16 protein-coding genes and 2 pseudogenes are annotated in these 20,476 nt (G+C 42.9%); 6 read left to right on the plus strand and 12 right to left on the minus strand.

What is annotated here, in order from left to right:
* Positions 1–298: 298 nt before the first annotated feature.
* The 5 genes and pseudogenes from ITG09_09345 to ITG09_09365 form a co-directional block, all read right to left on the minus strand.
* Complete coding sequence (locus tag ITG09_09345; GenBank protein ID UPR50923.1) at positions 299–1,195, minus strand: hypothetical protein; 897 nt, start codon at positions 1,193–1,195, stop codon at positions 299–301.
* Positions 1,196–1,316: 121 nt separating this feature from the next.
* Positions 1,317–1,586 (minus strand): hypothetical protein, encoded by a 270-nt coding sequence (locus ITG09_09350; protein UPR50924.1) that lies wholly within the window; start codon positions 1,584–1,586, stop codon positions 1,317–1,319.
* A 196-nt stretch (positions 1,587–1,782) separates the two neighbouring features.
* Positions 1,783–2,190: a hypothetical protein gene (locus tag ITG09_09355; GenBank protein UPR50925.1), complete on the minus strand. Its 408-nt coding sequence runs from the start codon at positions 2,188–2,190 to the stop codon at positions 1,783–1,785.
* A 51-nt stretch (positions 2,191–2,241) separates the two neighbouring features.
* A pseudogene (locus tag ITG09_09360) lies at positions 2,242–2,333 on the minus strand (DUF3265 domain-containing protein).
* 25 nt (positions 2,334–2,358) lie between these two features.
* On the minus strand, positions 2,359–3,006 hold the full coding sequence (locus ITG09_09365) for a hypothetical protein (GenBank protein ID UPR50926.1): 648 nt from the start codon (positions 3,004–3,006) through the stop codon (positions 2,359–2,361).
* A 650-nt stretch (positions 3,007–3,656) separates the two neighbouring features.
* Between ITG09_09365 and ITG09_09370 the strand changes: the two genes are divergently transcribed.
* Together ITG09_09370 and ITG09_09375 are read left to right on the plus strand one after the other, a co-directional pair.
* Complete coding sequence (locus ITG09_09370; GenBank protein ID UPR50927.1) at positions 3,657–5,480, plus strand: M4 family metallopeptidase; 1,824 nt, start codon at positions 3,657–3,659, stop codon at positions 5,478–5,480.
* A 23-nt stretch (positions 5,481–5,503) separates the two neighbouring features.
* A pseudogene (locus tag ITG09_09375) lies at positions 5,504–5,641 on the plus strand (DUF3103 family protein).
* A 158-nt stretch (positions 5,642–5,799) separates the two neighbouring features.
* Here the strand turns inward: ITG09_09375 and ITG09_09380 are convergent.
* Together ITG09_09380 and ITG09_09385 are read right to left on the minus strand one after the other, a co-directional pair.
* Positions 5,800–6,117: a Dabb family protein gene (locus tag ITG09_09380; protein UPR50928.1), complete on the minus strand. Its 318-nt coding sequence runs from the start codon at positions 6,115–6,117 to the stop codon at positions 5,800–5,802.
* A 214-nt stretch (positions 6,118–6,331) separates the two neighbouring features.
* Complete coding sequence (locus ITG09_09385) at positions 6,332–6,562, minus strand: hypothetical protein (GenBank protein UPR50929.1); 231 nt, start codon at positions 6,560–6,562, stop codon at positions 6,332–6,334.
* A 254-nt stretch (positions 6,563–6,816) separates the two neighbouring features.
* Here ITG09_09385 and ITG09_09390 point away from each other — a divergent pair, with 254 nt between their 5' ends.
* Positions 6,817–7,695: a LysR family transcriptional regulator gene (locus tag ITG09_09390; protein UPR50930.1), complete on the plus strand. Its 879-nt coding sequence runs from the start codon at positions 6,817–6,819 to the stop codon at positions 7,693–7,695.
* 94 nt (positions 7,696–7,789) lie between these two features.
* Here ITG09_09390 and tnaA read toward each other — a convergent pair whose 3' ends face one another.
* The 3 genes from tnaA to ITG09_09405 all read right to left on the minus strand — a co-directional run bounded on the left by tnaA (position 7,790) and on the right by ITG09_09405 (position 12,794).
* Positions 7,790–9,262 (minus strand): tryptophanase, encoded by a 1,473-nt coding sequence (gene tnaA / locus ITG09_09395; GenBank protein UPR50931.1) that lies wholly within the window; start codon positions 9,260–9,262, stop codon positions 7,790–7,792.
* Positions 9,263–10,021: 759 nt separating this feature from the next.
* Positions 10,022–11,695, minus strand: coding sequence for a 50S ribosome-binding GTPase (locus ITG09_09400; GenBank protein UPR50932.1), 1,674 nt, complete (start codon positions 11,693–11,695; stop codon positions 10,022–10,024).
* Positions 11,682–12,794 (minus strand): 50S ribosome-binding GTPase, encoded by a 1,113-nt coding sequence (locus ITG09_09405; GenBank protein UPR50933.1) that lies wholly within the window; start codon positions 12,792–12,794, stop codon positions 11,682–11,684. Before ITG09_09405 ends, ITG09_09400 begins: the two co-directional genes overlap by 14 nt.
* A gap of 270 nt (positions 12,795–13,064) precedes the next feature.
* Between ITG09_09405 and ITG09_09410 the strand changes: the two genes are divergently transcribed.
* Complete coding sequence (locus tag ITG09_09410) at positions 13,065–13,574, plus strand: peptide-methionine (S)-S-oxide reductase (protein UPR50934.1); 510 nt, start codon at positions 13,065–13,067, stop codon at positions 13,572–13,574.
* Between the two features lie 133 nt (positions 13,575–13,707).
* Here ITG09_09410 and ITG09_09415 read toward each other — a convergent pair whose 3' ends face one another.
* Both ITG09_09415 and ITG09_09420 read right to left on the minus strand, forming a co-directional pair.
* The gene (locus tag ITG09_09415; protein UPR50935.1) at positions 13,708–15,324 is read right to left on the minus strand and encodes a polysaccharide lyase 6 family protein; all 1,617 of its coding nucleotides are present in this window, start codon (positions 15,322–15,324) and stop codon (positions 13,708–13,710) included.
* Between the two features lie 109 nt (positions 15,325–15,433).
* The gene (locus tag ITG09_09420) at positions 15,434–17,209 is read right to left on the minus strand and encodes a transporter (protein UPR50936.1); all 1,776 of its coding nucleotides are present in this window, start codon (positions 17,207–17,209) and stop codon (positions 15,434–15,436) included.
* 510 nt (positions 17,210–17,719) lie between these two features.
* On the opposite strand from ITG09_09420, the gene ITG09_09425 reads away from it, so the two are divergent.
* Together ITG09_09425 and ITG09_09430 are read left to right on the plus strand one after the other, a co-directional pair.
* Positions 17,720–18,331 (plus strand): toxin-antitoxin system YwqK family antitoxin, encoded by a 612-nt coding sequence (locus ITG09_09425; GenBank protein ID UPR50937.1) that lies wholly within the window; start codon positions 17,720–17,722, stop codon positions 18,329–18,331.
* 395 nt (positions 18,332–18,726) lie between these two features.
* Positions 18,727–20,280, plus strand: a complete 1,554-nt coding sequence (locus ITG09_09430; GenBank protein UPR50938.1) for a methyl-accepting chemotaxis protein — start codon at positions 18,727–18,729, stop codon at positions 20,278–20,280.
* Positions 20,281–20,476 lie beyond the last annotated feature (196 nt).

A 20,476-nucleotide genomic window follows, 5' to 3' on the forward strand; every position in this document is an offset into this window, starting at 1 on the left:
TTACAGCTCTAATTTAGATCCGACAACGAATTATCGAGCTCTTATCGCTATCTCACTATCGGCTAGATCAATGATTACGTGATCGCGATACCCCCAGTTTCGTTTCTGTGCGCTACCTCAATGTTTGTATGTCTTTTATTGTTGAAATTAAATTCAGGAGAGTGATTTCTACGTTTCTAGTCATGTCCATAAATTGAGGGCCACTTCTGATAAAAGCGTTGAACAAGCTCACTGGGTTAGGTATGCCTGAAACTTGTCGTATCGACTAAGAACCCCACGAAACGGGGTGGCTCTATCTCTAAATTGACTGTTCTAACAAACGACACTGATACTCTGCGACACATTTTAGTTCTGCTGCATATTCAGGGAATCGTTCGTGAAGAAAACACAATGCATCCGCTAGGGTTATCTGATGCAGATTCAATGTATAAGCAAAGACCAATCGGTGCACATTGTCATAGAGCTCATCTGAATTATCCGAGCTTTGGCACTGCGCCAAGATAGCTTGATCAATCTCATCGTCAGGATCTTCCAAAGGTCTATTGGCCTGTCGGTAAAGATTAGAAAGCATTGCGTCATATTGCTCTTTCGACAGCTCTTCCTTGCAACGCATTATCCACGTAAGCGTAATAAGATTGTGCCCAAAGAAACCAAATTGCTTTAAGCATGCTTGTAATACGCTATTGAGTTCTACGACTTCACTTGTATCAGTGCTTTGGTCGCCATCAGAACGGGTCGATGTGACAAATTCAGTGAAGCGGTTAAGGAATGCTGGAACTTGAGACGGCTCTAGCTCGCGATAAACACGGTTCAGCGCCAATAAGATAGTCACATTGTGGGAAAGATATTCACTGGTTTGAGAAGCCTGCGAAACGTAATGCACGAAGATGTCTTGAAAGCCCTTATTCTCATGCCACTGCATTAAAGCAGCATACGCCGCTGGGTATACCCCGTTTTCCAATATCCTGCGAATACGAAAATCCGTAAACTTTGGCGCTTGTAGCGTTGCAGAGTACTCGCCTAAAACTTCAATCTCAGTTTGGTCTATCAACTCACTCGTTTTAAGCCACGCATTATCTGTTTTGGCGAAATAACCATTTAGATAATTCGCAGCCAAATAAGCTTTTAAAGAATGAGGTTGATGGATGCTGGCACTGCTATAAAGTGCCTTTTCCAGTAATTGGTCGCTTGTCATGTTTCCTCCGTGAAACGTGCCCCTTGAATCTATGATGAGAAATGGCGCCATGTGGGGGAACAAAACAACCAAGAATTAATCATTGTCGCCAAAGTCGCTTGTTATGTACGTACTCTTTGAGCTAACTGAGTCTCCAAGGGCCAGATTCTACGACTTGAACCACTACCCCTTCTTGCTCAAGTTGTCGTAACAAAGCGACTAGCCAATATTGTTGGTTCGATGGGCTAGCCTTGCGCTGTTCTCCCCACCCAAATCCACAGCGCCTGAAAATTTCAGCCTGTTTCATGCCACGACTGCTTGTGGAGCAGTCGGGATGACTTTGCATAAACTCAACAACTAGACCTTTGGCGTGATTGCGTAACAACTCACCTTTCGACTCGAAGCTATCCATGTTGAACACCTTTCCACTTTGACGTTACTTAATCATAGTGAACTTCCTAGTTTCTAGGCAAGAGCACATAACGCCTACATGACACGTTTGCTACCAAGCAATCATGTTTAAATTTGGCACCATAAACGAGAAACACTCAGTAAACTGAGATTACCGAGTGCAGTAAATCGTATTGATGCATTATTTGTATGATTAATTATTCACTAACTTTTGTCCATCCAACGACATCTTTATTTGCTAGTTCACTGATTGAGCCAGTCCAGTTACTGTAACTTCCATTTTCAAGTGAAAATTTACCATAGCACTGAGTTGTACCATTTTCAGTTTGCAGTCTTGATTTATGAACGGATACTATCTTACCTTTAGCGTTTTTAGCATTATCATTCCAATATTGGAAACTAGAGATATGATCACTACAGCTTGGACCATAATGAGCATATTGTTCATAAATTGCCTTACCTGCAATAAATGTTGAAATAATTGCCCCTAGTAAAACAACCTTAAGCAAAATTGTTAAGACTGCGTTCAGATTTCTCAGATTTAATTTTTCATTCTCTTTAGTCTCATCACTCCCAGTTTCTTTTGTTTTAATTGTATCTTCCATTTTATCCTCTTATTTTTATACCTAACTAATTTAAAAATCACATGCGCCCACTTAAGGGGTGAGCAACGTAACGCCGAAGTCGCTGCAACCACCTTAAACACTAAAACCAACGCATAGTGACAATGCCACGCATTGCGAATCACTCTTGAACGGCTTGTTATGTAACCTCTACGCGAGCCTTGTCATGGGGATGCTCGAACCATGGGCCATACCATGCTTTCCTGTTGGAGTATCGTCCACAACAAAGCCATATTTTTCAAAAAATGGAACAAGTGAAATATGTGCTGCTGTTAAACAAATTCTGTCTAAATTGTGCTCTTTACAATATGTAACACAACGGTCAACTAACTCACCAAATAAATTGAGTCCACGAAATACTTGAAATTCAGACTGCCTCTCTGATGGCTTCATAGGCTCAAGTGGATTAGAGAACTCCACATCGGATATATGCAGAATATTTTGATGTAATACTGAAATTAACAGTTCACTAAAATCTTTGTAATCTACGCTGCTATCATCCGTATTAGTATGGATATATAAAATATCTTTAATTACGTCAGCACCTACAAAGCTACTAACTTCTTTGTATAAGCAGGGATTACTAGTTTGGAAGTGAATTGCAAGTGACATTGGATCAACATCTGGGTGGGTTTGTATATACTTATCCCAAATAGTTCCTCCCAATTCAAACATACAGTTCTCTTTTAATTCTATGATTTTTTCGATTTCGGAAAACCCATACTCTACAAATGAAACTTGATTTACTGGTACTCTTTCACAAAGCAATTCTTTAGGGTAAATATCTATCAGATTCATAGTTTTTTCTTCCTTGTAATATCAAATGTATAACAATGCGTCACTTTGGTTACATAACAGCTATCAGCCAGAACAATTCTGTATTTAAATGCAAAGTGCTCCGCCCAATTCTTATGCAACCTATCTTAAACGACCGCCTCCTTTCATAACAACGACTTATCGTTCTTAGTTTGTGATTGAACAAGAAAATGCAGAGTTTTTCTGTCTAACAGGATCAAATATAGAAAAGATGAGAACTGTGCCTAGTGGTATTGTTAAAACAACTTTACTATTGATAATAAAGAAAATATTAGAGCCAAGAAAACCAAGCTATTTACAAGTTTATAATTAAGATAAAAACAGAAAAATATCGAAGTTAACGTAGATAAAGTTATTCTATCGATTCAAACAAAGCGGATTTTAATAACTCCCTCCCCATCATCGAGTTACGATAAATAATAAAATTAGATTTTATAAAAACAATTTGATCAATAAGAGTCTTTGTAAACTTTGAATTACATACTCTAAAATTTAATCTCTAATAAAAACTTGTCATAAGCCGAAATGCTCTTCCAATCTTGATTCGCAACACATAGCACAAGTATGTTGCATATAGACTTCCTATAAAGCCGTTGGGAAGAAGGAGTTTATATTAAAATCAGGAACAAAAAATGAACCAACAACGTCAACTAAGCTGGAAAATAGCAGCCATTCTAGGTACGTCTTTCGGCTTTACTGCACACGCTGCAGAAATGGTCAGAATCGATAATGATACACCGCTACAACAAAGCCTCGTCGCGCAGTCGAAGAGTGTTGCCCCACTAGAATTAGGTTTTTCTGAAGTAAAACGGGTGGTATTGCCCAATGGGAAAACAAAAGTCCGCTATCAACAAACTCACTTAGGTTTACCCGTCTTTGATACCTCCGTTGTCGCCACCCTTTCTAAGAACCAACCCACTCAGGTATTTGGCTCAATGGCACAAGGGATCAGTGGAGACTTATCCAGCATCGCGCCAAAGCTGAATCAGGAACAAGCGATCGAAGCCGCGATTTCCTCTCACCGCACTTTTACTGTCGGCAAAAAGTCGATTGAAAACAAAAATGCAAAGCTCATGGTGAGACTGGACGAGAACCAAACCGCACAAATGGTGTATCTGGTCGATTTCTTTATCGCTTCCTCTTATCCAGAGCGCCCTTTTTACTTTATTAATGCCATGACTGGCGAAGTAATCCAAAAATGGAATGGATTAAACCATGCTAAATCGTCTGGTACTGGCCCCGGCGGTAACCTCAAAACCACTCAATATGAATATGGCAGTGACTTCCCTAGTTTTCCCATCGATAAGACAGGTACCACGTGTAAGTTAGAAAATGAATCAGTTAAGACAGTCGATTTGAGGAACGGAACGTCTGGCAGCGCAGCCTACAGCTACAACTGTGCCGACGGAACCAACTACACCGATCACAAATACATTAACGGTGCTTACTCGCCTCTTAACGATGCGCACTACTTCGGTAATGTCGTGTTTGATATGTACAAAGAGTGGATGAATACCTCGCCGTTAACTTTCCAACTGACGATGCGTGTTCACTACAGCTCGAATTACGAGAATGCGTTTTGGAATGGTTCATCAATGACCTTTGGCGATGGTGGCAGCACCTTCTATCCATTGGTCGATATTAACGTGAGCGCTCACGAAGTCAGCCACGGGTTCACAGAGCAGAACTCGGGGCTTGTTTACAGAAACATGTCGGGCGGTATTAACGAAGCCTTCTCCGATATTGCGGGCGAAGCGGCTGAATACTATTTGCGTGGCAATGTGGATTGGATTGTGGGTAGCGATATATTCAAATCAGAAGGTGGTTTGCGTTACTTTGACCAACCATCAAAAGATGGCCGCTCGATTGACCATGCCTCTCAATACTACGACGGTTTGAACGTTCACTTGTCTAGCGGTGTTTATAACCGCGCCTTTTACCTTCTAGCGAACAAATCGGGTTGGAATGTACGTAAGGGCTTTGAAATATTCACAGTCGCAAACCAACTGTATTGGACGGCAAACAGTACCTTTGATGCCGGTGCGTGTGGCGTAGCGAAAGCCGCAGCAGACATGGGTTATGTGGTTGCCGATGTTGAAGATGCATTTAACACCGTAGGCGTGAATGCAAGCTGTGGTGTCACGCCGCCAACTGGCAATGTACTGACGAAAGGCACACCGATTGCGAACCTAAGCGGGAATCAATCCTCAGAGAGCTTCTACACCTTCACTGTGGATTCTGCATCAAACGTGACGGTTTTAATGTCTGGCGGTTCAGGCGATGCCGACCTTTATGTGAAATCGGGCAGCAAACCAACCACATCCAGTTACGACTGTCGCCCTTATCGCGCTGGCAACAATGAGCAGTGCAGTGTGAGCGCTCAACCGGGTGTCACCTATCATGTGTTACTGCGCGGATACTCGAACTATTCTGGCCTAACATTGCGTTTAGATTGAGTTAGAACGAACCTCTCAAATATGGCGTATTAGTCAATGATGATGACTTCGTGGACGTGTACTACACCTTAATGCAGAACACGCCTTATGTAGATCGTCCGGGCGTAAGCGGAAATGCTGTCGCATCGTTTGCACCCGTCACGATTGCAACTACAGAATAATCGATTTGCACTGGTTAGAGATTCTTATCTTGATCCCTAACCCGCTATTTGAGATAGCTTAAGCGTATATGCTGTAAGTAAATCTACTTTCGGTTTATACGCTTTTATCAGTTTGCACTTTGAGCTTTATCCTTCAAGGGAAGACCGTTCTAAGCGGATTACAATGAATAGTCAAACACGATAATGTCATCCAGTAACGGACGAAACACTTCTTTCAGCGCATCATGCTCTGGATGTGGAAGGTAGTTCTGACGGCCTTCTTCATCGGCGAACGTCATTAGCACCGAATGGGTATAACCTTGGTTTTTGTTTTCAGGGCTGTCATTTAGACCCCACTCGACTGAAGTTACGCCTTCCACCTTGCTTGGCATTGCTTCAAACAATCCTTTCAGCTTCTCTATTTCAGAAACTTCTGCATCTTCTTTAAACTTAATCAGCAAAATATGACGAATCATTCCTGTTTCTTTTCGATTCATTCCTAATCCTTGTCGAGTCTTCGTTTGTTTATGTGTCATTCGAGCGCACACCAAGTCGCGAGTTAACATTAATAGAAAAACAAAATGCCACACGTTACGCACCATTCCAAGGCTAGATGGCTAAATTTTATAAAAGACTCTCTAGCCCAAAACGAAAAACGCTGCCCCCGAGGGCACAGCATTTATTATGACAATGGCAAACACTGTTTAAACGTTAGTCACGACGACCTTTAAGCTGGATAGGTTGGTCTTTATCAAAATTCTTTTGGAATTTAATTCCACCTAAAGCGGCATCATTTCTTCCTTCTAGTGTTAAGTCAGATTCTACACGCTCAGCCTTAATTTCTTCGCCTTTACTTACACGAGTGTCAGCATAGCTATTATCTGCAGCAAAAGCCGTGTTCATTGAGATAGTCATTAAACCTAATGCGATTAACGTCTTCATACATCACCTCTGGTATTTTTAATTCTTTGTTCGATAGATTTTAGTGTTTCTTTGTTGAGGTCACCTTAGCGCTGGAATGCTAACAACACGAGGAAAAGCAAGATTTACCAAACGGAAAATCAAGGAATTAGAGAAGTTCTGACGCTATGCTGTCTTATTGGTTTTGTACTGCCATTATGATATTGGAGTCGCATAATCTCTGTCGCCTACCACACAGAGATTGCTACCTATAAAGGGAATCATTTGGAGAGCCTGTGGACATCAACCTAGATATTCAGAATATCTTAGTCATCAAGCGTATGTATGAACTTCGTAATGTCAGTTTAGTGGCAGAATCATTAGGCAAAACGCCGGGCGCGATCAGTAAAAATTTAGCTAAACTCAAAAATCAACTCGATGACCCATTGTTCATTCAATCTAAACAGGGCTTTGAGCCCACATCGTTTGTTGAAGCAAACATGGCAAACTTCGACCAAATACTCGAGGGAGTTGAGGCGATAAAACACCAAGAATTTAGGCCTCAGACCTATAAAGGTGATGTCACCATCTACGCCAATACCCTGCTCTGGGAACAATTCGGTGCAACACTCTATCTTGCTTTGACCAAAGAGGCTCCCAAAGCATCGTATTCATTTGTTAGATGGGGAACGAACACGAAAAACAGAATCATCGACGGAGAAGAAGCCATCTCTGTTCATTATTTCGATGAGACCCTACCACAATCCATTAGTCAAAATGAGGTTGGAAAAGGAAAAATCGTGTTCTTTGTTCGAGATGGTCACAAAGCGAAGAACTTCGAGGCACTCGTAAATTACCCGATCATTCTATTTAAAACACCCGGCTGGAATGACTATAGATATCCAATACTCGACCGCCTTAGAAAGGTGGGATTTAACGTCACCCCAAAAGTAGAAATTGACCATCCAGCTATGGTTCACGACATCATTTTAAAGTCGGACCATTTTGGAATCACACTCGATGGGAGCGTGCCAGAGGGATGTCGCAGTATTGACTTGCCGGAGAAACTCACTATCGACGTAAGCTATGTGATGAGTTGTCGTCGTTCGCAAAAAGACGCACCGATAAATCAATGGCTTCTTACTATTTTAAAGTCCGTCCTAAGCAGTAAGTAAACGTAGCTTTGCCTATACGTCTCTGATGTTTTTAATGAAAAGAAGGCTCCAACAGGAGCCTTTGTGATTGTGACTATTCGCTTATGTTTTTATTTTAAAATGCTTCTTCGAGCGTTTGTTCATTCTTTTTTCCTGCTTGTTTCTCGCTTACTTCTACCTCTTTCAAGCGCGCCGTAAAGTGTCTTAATACTGGCGGTTCATAGGTAAAGTCGAGCCCTTTCACTTTACCTGCGTTCTCTTTCACTTTTTCGAACGCTTCGATAATGAAATCCATGTGGGTTTGTGTGTACGTCGCGCGTGGAATGGTTAAGCGTAATAACTCCGCAGGGCATGGATGTTGCTCGCCCGTTGCAGGATCACGGCCTTGCAATAACGAACCAATCTCAACCGCTCTAATACCGGCTACTTTGTACAGTTCGCACGCCAAAGCATGTGCTGGGAACTGACCAGCAGGAATATGAGGTAACAGTTTACCCGCATCCACAAACGCAGCGTGACCGCCTGCTTGTTGACATACGATGCCCATCGCTTCTAAGCCATCAACGAGGTATTGAACCTGACCGATGCGATACTCCAACCAATCTTGACGCATGCCGTCATAAAGGCCAACCGCAAGACGCTCCATCGCGCCGCCTTCCAAGCCACCATAAGTTGGGAAACCCTCTTGCACAACACACAAGGTGCGACACTCTGTGTACACATCCATGAAGGAGTCGTCTTTAAAGCACAACAAACCGCCCATTTGTACCATGGCATCTTTCTTGGCCGACATAGCCAAACCATCTGCGTATTTGTATGACTCACGCGTGATCTGTTCGATGGTCCAATCCTGATAACCCGCTTCACGTTGCTGAATGAAGTAAGCATTTTCAGCGTAGCGCGCAGAGTCCATGATCACAGGAATATCGTACTTCTGAGCGATTTCATAAACGGCTTTTAGGTTGGCGATAGACACTGGCTGTCCACCAGCAGAGTTACAAGTAATGGTACTCACAATGTAAGGAACGTTGGCAGCGCCCGCTTCTAAGATCGCCTCTTCCAATTTCACGATATCGAAGTTTCCTTTGAAGTCGGCATTCACTGAGGTATCAAACGCTTCTTTGGTATAAACGTTCTTCGCCACGCAGCAATTCACTTGAGTGTGGCCTTGCGTGGTATCGAAGAAGTAGTTCGACAAAGCGACCATTTTGCTGCGGTCGAGTCCCTTTTCCATTTCACGCTTCTTAATCAAAACAGGAATGTAAATCTGCTCTGCGCCACGCCCTTGGTGTGTTGGAATCGTCAATTTATAGCCGAAGATATCCTTAACCGCATTCGACAGTGCATAGTAACTGCGACTGCCACTGTAGGCTTCATCACCCATCAACATCGCAGCTTGCATACGTTGTGTGATTGAACCTGTACCGCTGTCGGTCAGCAAATCGATGAACACGTCATCACTGTCGAGTAGAAATGGATTCATACCCGCTTCGACAATGGCTTGCTCACGATAAGCGCGAGTTGTTCTTTTTACTGGTTCTACAACGCGAATACGAAACGGTTCTGGTAGATGTTTGAAATTTTCCATAATAGTACCTTTCAACAAATTCAGCTTAAGGGGAAAAAGCCAAATTCATTATTTTTAGATGTCACGAGTCATCACCATTAATTTTATTTAACGCACGATCACACTCGTGATAATTACGATAAAAATTAATAGCTAGAAATAAATTATTTAATCAATGACGTATTGATTGGAGTCCAATTAATAATGACTAAGAGATAAAGAAACCGATGCACAACAATACAAACAGAAAACGCATGAGTTACGACATATCTTAAAGACGAAATTAATAGGATTGGGCAAAGCTCAAGGGCTCTGCTGGCGCGTGACGCCTAGAAGGTACTACTCTGAAGAAAGGTGGAACGAGAGCTGGTGATCTAAAGTATACCAAGCTAACAAGGTTAGCCAAGTTGTTGATTGCCATTTCAGATACATGTTCACAATATATCCCTAAGTTGAAATCAAGATGATCCGAAATATAAATATAGTGAAATTATTTTATAAATAAAGCTTAGAAAAGTATAAATGTGATCAATATTTAGAATGGTAATTAAATACGATAGCGTATTATATAAACTGTGAATATCGTCAGTTTATATACTATTAAACTAGTTCATGGAATTAACTAAGCGTTGAAAATTCACTGCGGTAATAGAGGATTAATTATAACTAATGGTAAATAAAACAAGCTCTGATAATCACTGAGTTAAGTTAACTTCAGCCTCATCAGAGCTTAATTGCTTGTGTTTGTATTACTGCCATAGCTATTGCCATTAAATCGGGTTACTTCTTCTTAACCACTTGTTTAATCGCCATTTCAGCTAACTTCGGTGTCGCGGCTTTCAGCGCACTGGGTGCCACCTTCTTACCGGCTTTTACCGCTTTGTTAAGCTGCCCTTTAACCGACGTCCCTCTTTTCATTGCTTCAAAACGTTGGCGGTTTCTCTGCACATTGTTTGCGTCAGCGATACGCTCGAGCAACGTTTGCCTTAATACATCTAAACCAAACTGCGCTTTTTCAGGAGCAATCGCCAGTGGCAATGCAATATCGGGTTGTAGCAGTGTTTGATTATATTCGAGCGCTTGAGCAATGATCTTCGCTTTCGCCGATGTTGGGCTATCTAAATCATACGGCGGTTGCCAATCGTCTACAGGCTTTAATCTATCTACTTGATTGACAACCGTGACAACTATCGGCTTCTTACGTGAGATGTTCTTCGGCTCTTCATAGAAAGCGTCAAACTTGCCCTTCAACTGTTTATCCAACTCACGAGCCGATTGATTGGCTTTAAGCACCCAAAGCACCACATCGGCTTGAGTCATCTCTTTCAGCATTAAGGCTTCGGTTTTAGGATTGCCATCAAGCCCCTGAAGATCAACCACGCGAACATCATTGTCATCGACAAACGCGTTGTAAACGGTTGAACTATCGGTTGATGGCAGAACGTCGACCTCGGCAACAAGCTCTTGCTTAAGCGCATTAATGAGTGAGGACTTCCCAGAGCTGGTTTGCCCCACCAGCACAATTCGTACAGGCTCTAATTCAGGAGCAAAACGTTGTTCATCAAGTTCAGAAACATCGGACGCTTTCAGTGCCTCATCTTCAATGCTGAATCGACCGCTATAGAGATCAATTGCGACCGCAGCTACTTCATCGAGTAAAGCTTGTTTGGCAGCATATTGCATGTCATCTACCACACCTTTAGTCATGGTAGATGTCGCTTGCTCTCGACCTAAATCAGAAATCACCTTGAGTGGATTCAAATATAGGTTTTTAAGGTGGTTACCCCAAATAGCCGCTTTGAAGATCTTCTGCCCTAGCTCACCATATTTGTCATAGGCTTCGTAGCCCGCTTTGATGTATGAAACCTTAAGATACTCAATGCCCGGAATGTGTTCTTTCACCACCAACTTATAGCGGCGGCTAACCTCTTCAAATAACTTAAGCCCTTCAGGAATCGAAAAATCGAGCGATTTCTTATCAAACTTTTTGGCGACAAACTCAAGCACCTCTAAACCAGTTTGGTCGAGGTTACCCCACTCTATTTCGTTACTTAATTGCTGTCGCACATAGTGTTTTGAATCATTCCAAATCAACAGCTCAGCTTGCGACCATTCATCGGATGCTTTGACCATCGCATCCTTTACTAACGCCTCATTGATATCAGCACTCTTAGGCGATGATTCGGTTTCACCCTCTCTTTCTGGATTGGCAGACGTATTGCTATAAATGGGTTGACTAGAAGAACGGCTAGAAATGTATAAAGGAATGGTGAACACCAAGGTACTCATGGCAATGGCAATCGACATTTCCAACAGATAGCCGTATTTAACCGCCAAGAAAACACCAAAACCCATCATGATAATGCTTGGGAAGATGGCCGAAATCAGAGCAATACCCCAGCGGCCGCTCGATAGCACTGCCAGTAATCTAAATAGATTTCTAATTTTCTTCATAACCCGACGCCGCCTTTCCTTTTTTCAGGGATTCTTTGTAGATCTTCTGCATCTCTTGTTCAGACACTTCTTCACCTTTGTTCTTATGATAGAAGTAAAAACACGCCGCTCGGCCTAAACCATAGCTGGTGCCGAAACTCATGGCGGCGGCTGCAACCGCTCCGACCGTTTGACCATAAACCGGAATCAACTTTATCAGCTGTCGAGTGCCCAGCTTCATGCCGTATTGCACTGCAAAGCTGCTTCCCAAAGTGCCTATTAGCTCGCTAAAGACTCTCTTGTTCCATTCAACCCCATATTGGTTTGCCAAACTGTGGAGCATCTTCGCTTGAATTGCAGGCACAGACACCAAACCAACACCCGGAATCAAATCACTGGCCGCTGCACTTCCTGCGTACCAAAGCACTTCGTTTTCTACTTGGTCAAAGTTGGCCTCTTCTTGAGTAGAATGCTCTTTATCGACCACCATCATTCCGATAACAGGAAGCATATTAGTCAGCTGTTCAATCAACGCTTCATAATTGTAGATTGCGCCACTATTGTTGCTCGAACCATCCGTTTCAAAATCCACCGCGACCGATTCAAATTCCTTTCCCCACACCTTCTCTATTTGGTTGGTGTTGAATTGAATTTGCCTTGCGCGGTCTGCTTCATTGGAAGACAACACAGCGGTATGAACAAGCAGTAAGTGCTTAATCTTCTTTTGCTTCTTAATCTGTTGCAGAGCGGCAAGCACAGCGGATTGTTCAGGCTCATCGACTTTCATCACCACGACGAGCGCATTGCCCGCTTGACCGATCTCTTTAAGATCGTCTGCCGGATCGTAATCGGCCTCACCCAGCCCTCGGGTATCGAGAAATCGCATGACCGGTTTGTCTTGAGGGAACGCATACGACATTGCCGTCATGGTGCATGGCGCAAAACCATTACCCACTTCAACAGAAGAGTCGCCCGTGACCGCTTGAATAAACGATGACTTGCCCGCCCCTGTTTTGCCCAACAGCCACAATGTAGGAAGGTGTTTGCGCTGATATTCATGGGCCTGAGTGAGATCGGGGTTCTTGCTCGGGTTAATGAAGTCTTTTATTTGATCAAACATGGTTAGACTAACTCTCACTTGATGTTGAGATTCGGGTTGGTGACAAGGCGCGATGACTTATATAATCACATCATCGCATTTTACTTAAGTCTGTTCAGTGGCACTGTTTTACAATGCTTAAGCGCTTGTTTTTATAAGCCTGTTTTATATACGGTTCTATCACGTATTTAAGCATGCTCCAAGCTATTGATATGCATGTAGCCATCGTTACCTCGGCGGTCTATTCACAATGAGTCGCCAGCAACAAACACAGAGAGCTCAAAGAGAAGTATGGAACAAATTTATTTAGCCGGCGGATGCTTGTGGGGCGTGCAAGAGTTCATCAAGTATGTGCCCGGCGTGATCAGCACAGAAGCCGGTCGTGCCAATGGAAGCACCCAACCAACAGAAAACGAAACAACACAAAGCGATGAGACCCAAAACGCTTATGATGGTTACGCGGAGTGTGTCCAAATAGAGTTTGATCCGAGTATCACGTCTGTCACGATTCTGATGGAACATCTGTTTGAGATCATCGACCCATACAGCGTAAACAAACAGGGCGTCGATGTGGGTAAGAAGTATCGCACTGGTGTTTACAGCACTAACGCCCTGCACCTAACGGAAGCCGAGCGCTACATTGCATCACGCGACGACGCAGACCGAATCGCTCTAGAGGTTTTGCCGTTGACCAAATACGTCGCCAGTGACGATATCCACCAGCATCACCTAAGCCAATATCCTGAGGATCACCACTTATGCAATATCCCTTGGGATCTGCTGCATAAATACAAATCCTAACTTGAGCCTCAAGCCTAGCTTCTAAGATATTTAGCTTAGAATCTAGAACCTAGAACCTAAAAAGCCCCAGAACGCTGACACGCTCTGGGGCTCGTTTTTATCGTTGCCAGTTAAAAACTGACTTTATTCCGCGTTACTTCTTTGTGTTTTCAAGCACGTAATCTGGACCTGCTGTTTCAGCCGTTACCACAGCCAGTTTAGACACATCTGCACCTTCACCTTGGTAAGCGTTCATGCCATTAGTGACGGTCATTGCTGGTAACTCAACGGAGTAGCTAGAGATCTGCTCAGATGCTGTCACTTGGCCAACATATGTCTCACTGTCATACGTGGCGCCTACTAACGGATAATCTTGCGTTGCGCGAACACTGACAAACTCTGGAGACTCTGAATTGTCGACAACATTATTGTTAAACGCGATATCAACACCGGCATAAATCTTTTCAACTTCTGCATTATTGAACAGGCTCACACGGTGAGTTTGATTGCCATAGATAATGCCCCACTGTGTATCAACCAACGAGTTGTTCTCGATGGTGATGTTTTTCGGCGTCCACTGCTTGTTCAGCTCTTTGCCCTTCACCGACTGATCTAGCTCTTCGCCGTTTGCCACATCAATGATACCTGTATTAATCACGATACCACCACGTAGGTCAGCATTGCCTTCAATCACACCGTCACGTCCACGTGTATTCGCAATGTAGTTATTACGGATAACATGGTCTTCATCATAGATTCGAATGCCACCAGTTAAGTTCTTTTTATTACCTAGAATAATGTTATTTTCAACACTACTTCCTTTACCATGACGCAAAGAAATCAAAGCAGAACTTTCAAAAATTGTATTTCCAGAAATTGTGTTGCCACCCGACTTAACTGAGACAAGCTCACGCTCGCCATCCATGTCGATCATCAAGTTATTAACGAATTTTGAATTGGAATCCCACTGAGAGGATTTTGAATCACCAATACGAAGTGCTTCCCAGCTATTGCCGTTGTAACGAATCGCTTCTTTGATGTCGAATTCATTAAACTGATTCGGTTTCTGATCCATAAAGATATTATTAGCAATCAAGTGATTGTCTGCAGAATCATCTTTTTGCACACCAATCAAAGTGCCGCGCTTTTGCTTACCTTCAAAGCGGTTGTTGATCACTTTGCCGTCTTTACCCCACAGAGAAACCCACAGGTATCTCGGGTATTCGGAACGACGCTCATCGGGTTGATATTCATAAGCGTGGTTAAAGTAGTAAAAGGTTGAATTCTGTAAAGTGTTGTTGTCGCCCATCATTCGAACGCCACCAAATCTTTCGTTTGGACCACCTTCGGTAAACACTAAGCCATCTAGCGTAATGTCATCACCTTTAAGTTCAAATTGAACTAGGCCAGTTAACCATACAGAACCGGCTTGCTCTGCTTTAACGGTAATGTCATTCGCGGTAATCGTCACTTGACCTAAGTTCGCGTATTTACCGTTAGGAATAACAACTTCGTCGCCATCTTTTAGGTTTTCAAATTGTGCTTTAAGCGCGGCTACTTGCTCTTCTGATGCAACGTCTAATGTGTTGCCATCAACCTCAGTTAAACGGTCACTGCTCAAAAGGTAACTACGGTCGATTTCGCTAATAGCAGGCGTAGCTTGTTCAGCCACGTTGATCACTGGTGCCGGTGTATCTTGGCTTGTGCAGCCCGTAGCGAAAGCTAACGTAAACGCACTAATAATGCTTATCGAAATTAATTTTTTTTTCATCGTACATCTCACATTGAATCTTGGATTATCAAATTAACGGCCACCCAAGTGGGTGGCCGATGTGTTAACACTCTATTTTTGAGTATCTATTTTTAGAATCTTGTAGGCGTTAGCTTTCTGTAGAGGTAACTTCGTCGTTTTGTTGCTCGACTTTGTCATCAACCGCTTTAACCAGAAGCAAACCGACAGAGAATACAATCAAGCCACAAAGAACAAACACCATGCGTCCCCACATTGGGTTAGGCAGTACGAACATTGTCATTACGCCCACACCCGCGACTGCGATAAGTGAACCCAACATACGACGTTGCTTGTTATCCAATTTCTTCTGCTCGTTACTTTCAGCAACTAGTGGTGTCGCTAGGTTGTTGAAGAACTTGTCTACGTCTTTCTCGCGGTGCTCTGGTAATGGCTTGTAGAACAGCGTTGAAAGAACAAAGAAGCCAGCAGTAAATATGATGTGACCAATAAGGCCGATAGCCACTTTCAGGTCAGACCATTCACGGCCTGTCAGTTCATTCAAACCGAACCAGTTTTGGATCATGTCAGCCGTGATAACGAAACCAACGAAGTAAGAAACCACACCACCTACAACTAGCGTGCCCCAGCCTGCCCAATCCGGTGTTTTACGGATGAAGAAGCCACAGAATGCTGGAATGGTCATTGGGAAGCCGATCAATGCGCCCACGTACATCATGGTGTCGAAAAGGCTCAGACCTTTAAGAGAGTTGATGAACAGAGCAACCAAGATGATCGCGATACCGAAGAAAGTAGACGTAAGTTTAGAAACGACCATTAGCTCTTTCTCTGTCGCTTTCGGGCGAAGAATCGGCTCGTAGAAGTTCTTAACGAAGATACCTGAATTGCGGTTTAGACCTGAATCCATTGAAGACATAGTCGCAGCAAACATAGCGGCAATCAGAAGACCAACCATACCTGCAGGCATGTATTCTTGAACAAAGTAAAGGTAAGCGAAGTCAGCGGCTTTGCTGCCAGCTTCAGGGTAAGCTGCTGCTAAATCAACACCTTGACCAGCCATGAACCAAGAAGGCATGAACCAAATGATTGGGCCAAGCGTCATTAGTACACAAGCAAGCAGGGCTGCTTTACGTGCGTTGTTTGAATCTTTCGCAGCAAGGTAGCGGTAAGAGTTAAGCATGTTGTTGGTAATGCTGAACTGCTTTAAGAAGATGAACACAGCCCAAATACTAAAGATGCTTAGGTAGTTAAGGTTGTCACCTGTGATGAATGAATCTGTTGGGAAATCACTAATGATCTGCGTAACGCCGCCACCGTGGTAAATCGCAACCACAGCACACGTCACCGTTACCGCCATGATGATAACCATCTGCATAAAGTCAGATGCGATTACCGCCCAAGAGCCGCCTGTTACTGACATCACCAGTACAACCAGTCCCGTTAGGACAATCGTCGTTGTCATATCAAAGCCGAAGATACCTGATGCGATGATCGCAAGGCCGTTCAACCAGATACCTGCAGAGATAACGCTGTTTGGCATGCCAGACCAAGTAAACACTTGTTCATTCACCTTACCAAAACGCATACGAATCGCTTCAATTACCGTCACAACGCGCAGTTGGCGGAACTTCGGAGCGAAGTAAAGGTAGTTCATTAGGTAACCGAATGCGTTCGCGATGAAGATAATCGCTACGGCAAAACCATCGGTAAAGGCTTTACCTGCTGCACCAGTAAATGTCCAAGCACTGAACTGGGTCATAAATGCAGTTGCACCTACCATCCACCACAGCATATTACCTCCCCCACGGAAGTAATCACTTGTCGTACTTGTAAACGTTCGGAACATCCACCCTATCGCAATTAAGAATAGGAAGTAGATGCCAACTATCAGGGTATTGAGTTCCATCGTTAGACCTTTTATTTATGTTTTTTTGTTGAGGTCACTATAGATAGATGGCAAGCATATTTGTACTACAATAATCTAAATGCGTGACAGTGATCTTACAGTCTGACACTCAATTAATCATACAAGTGATCGAGCTCAAAGTTGCACCACCTAGCAGCGTAATTCTTCAACTCAGTGCAGTTATCCTCACTAAATTTCGACCAAAACCTCGTAAAACGTGAACAAGGTCTCTATAAACCGCAAAATCATCGTCAAAAATCATTATTCGTCACGATTAAAGCTCAAAGGCGAACAACAAAAACACGCTTAGATATAATTTATAAAAATGAATAAAACCAACTCATTTGTAGTACAAATATGAGCAAGAATTTGCTTTGAAAAGTTCCTTATATTAAGTGGCCAATAATGAAAACTTGAAAACCACTATTAGATGCTGACAGGGATACGCGAAAGTGAAATGCTTTTAACACACCCGTTACACTTTCCCCCGTTCAATTAAAAGGTGTCATTATGAAGAAATACGTTCCAATCTTAATTGCTCTTAGTGCGGTATCTTCTATGAGCTATGCAGCAACACCACGTGAGGATGCTGTTGACTACTTACAGATGCGTAAAGGCGTGGCTTACCAAGTAAACCATTCAAAACCCTTTACTGGTCAATTTGAAGAGAAGTTCGATAACGGCCAAGTCGCGACCCAAGCTCAGTTTGCCGATGGCTTGGAACTTGGCCTAGAAACTAACTGGTATCCGAATGGTCAAGTCGCTTCTAAAGTGAATTACGTAAAAGGTGAACTGCAAGGCAAAGCTGAAACCTGGTATCCAAACGGACAGAAAAAAGCAGAACTCAATTATAAAGATAATGAACTATCAGGCACCGCTTCTCGCTGGTATCCCAATGGGGAACAAAGCCTAACGGCGGAATACAGCGACGGACAAAAAGATGGATTAGTAACGGACTACTACCCGAACGGTAACAAGGCCAGCCAAGCGAAGTTTGATGAAGGTGAAGTCGCGAACGGAAAACTTACTCGTTGGAATACTAACGGCGACAAGGTTGAAGAACTGACCTTTAAAGACCACAAAGTCACCTCTAAACAGGTGTGGATGCCCACAGAAAGCTAAGCCTAGAGCACGGCTCTTACAGAGTTGGTCTCATACAGCGAAACGACTACAGTAACACGACAAGAGAAACGAGCATTCATGTGACAAACGTGAATGTTCGTAGCCTTTATTACTTTCTCTTTTCACTACCACTCCCCTCATCACTTTAGTCCGACTTTACCTCGTTCCCTTCACTATTATTTACAGCACTCCCTCTAGTGACAAAACAATCACCAATAGTCATTGAAATAATAAATATTTAACTTGTTAATAATCACTTTATAAAATATTGTTAGCAAACGTTTTCGTTGCGAGTCAGATCTCAATTACGTCCTTGTAAGCTATCTACCCGCAAATAAGAGAAACACGATTCTAAATACGTTGTTGAGTCATATTGTTTTGCTTTGGTGCCACCTATGAAAATTAAAACCTCCCTTTTTAGCCTAGCTTGCTTGTCGATTGTTTCTTTATTGATTGTTGTGTCATTCACAGAACTGGCCAATCTAAAGTTAATCAAACTTGAGAAAACGCTGATCAAAGTAAAGTCACTCGAAGTTTCGATGCTTCAACTGAATCGAACAGAACTAGAGTTTCTAATCACTCATGACAAAAGCCTCAAACCTGAATTCTCCAAAGAATACTCACACTTTCAACAGTTAATGGGTAGCTTTTCCGTCTTGCTCAAAGAGTCTGATATTTCAGTTCCTGAGCTAGAAAAACTGACACTTGAAGTGAAGCAATACGACAAAGACTTCTCTTTGATGGTGGACGCGATTGATCGAAATCCGGCAAAAATCGCAGAACTGAAATCAGAAATGAAGATGCTCTTTGAAGACATCATCTCGATATTCATCAACCTTGAAGGCCGCTTGGAACAGCAGGTCGAGTCAATTCAACAAGTTATTACGACCTTTATTGTCGGTTCTATTATTACCGTTGCTGCAGTACTGATGACGCTATCCTTTGGCATTTCATCTCGTGTCGCGAAGAAAATAGCTTCGTTAAACTCAACCATGCTGCAGGTCGCACAACAACGTGACTTTACCGTAAGAGCGGAAGACAGCGGAACGGACGAAATAGCCGATATCGCAAAGGCGTTTAATACCGTACTCACCGATATTCGTCAGTTGGTCGGTCAAGTTCAGGGCTCCATTCAAGAACTCGGTAACATCTCTAATCAACTTCAGCACGATGGTATGGAAGTTGAAAGCGCTTTAAACAAACAACAGCAACAAACCGAGAATATTGCTTCCGCGATAAACCAGATGGGCAGCAATATTCAAAATGTGGCAACCAACAGTGAAAACGCTTCATTCAATGCGCAAACCAGTTTCGCCACCGCGAATGATGGCCTAAACGACGTGGCCTTCACTAGAGATACCATCAATACCCTTTCAACGGATCTAGTAAGTGCGAGTGAAGAAGTGAACCGCCTCTCTGTTCATTCCGAGAAAATTAATACCGTGCTAGAGGTAATTAAAGATATTGCTGAACAAACCAACCTACTCGCTTTGAATGCTGCAATTGAAGCGGCGCGCGCTGGAGAACAAGGTCGTGGTTTTGCTGTGGTCGCTGATGAGGTAAGGACCTTGGCAGGCAGAACTCAACTTTCAACCGAAGAGATTTCAACGATTATTCAAGGGGTTCAAAACCAAACCCAAATGGTAGTTAACACGATTCAAAATTGTTGTGAAAAAGGCAATAGTAGTGTCGACTCTTGCGAGAAGGCGCATTCAAGAATTACATCCGTTATCGCAGATATGGCAACCTTTCTAGACAACAGTTTAGAGGTTTCTAATGCCATGCAAGAGCAAAGTGAGGTCACATCAGAGATCATCGAAAACGTAGATGCCATCAAGCAACTGACAATGACGAATGTGAAAAGTGCTTCAAAAAACGCAGCTTCTGCAACTTCAGTAGTGGAACAAACAGACTCACTTGAACGTGCTGTCATCAACCTAAAAGCCTAGCTCTCAGGCCGAGACTTAAACGCTTATTGAGCCTCAAGCTACTCTCTACTCAAATTTGAGATAAAAAAAACGCTCATGTTGCCTGTATCAACATGAGCGCAAGGGCAGATCTTCGACTACCATCTCCTACCTTTCTAAAGGAAAGCAGAAGTTATAATTAGAATAGTTGGGAGCAATAATCAAAATGCTTTCGCAA

It is taken from the genome of Vibrio cyclitrophicus (assembly GCA_023206055.1).
Classification (GTDB): Bacteria; Pseudomonadota; Gammaproteobacteria; order Enterobacterales; family Vibrionaceae; genus Vibrio; species Vibrio cyclitrophicus_A.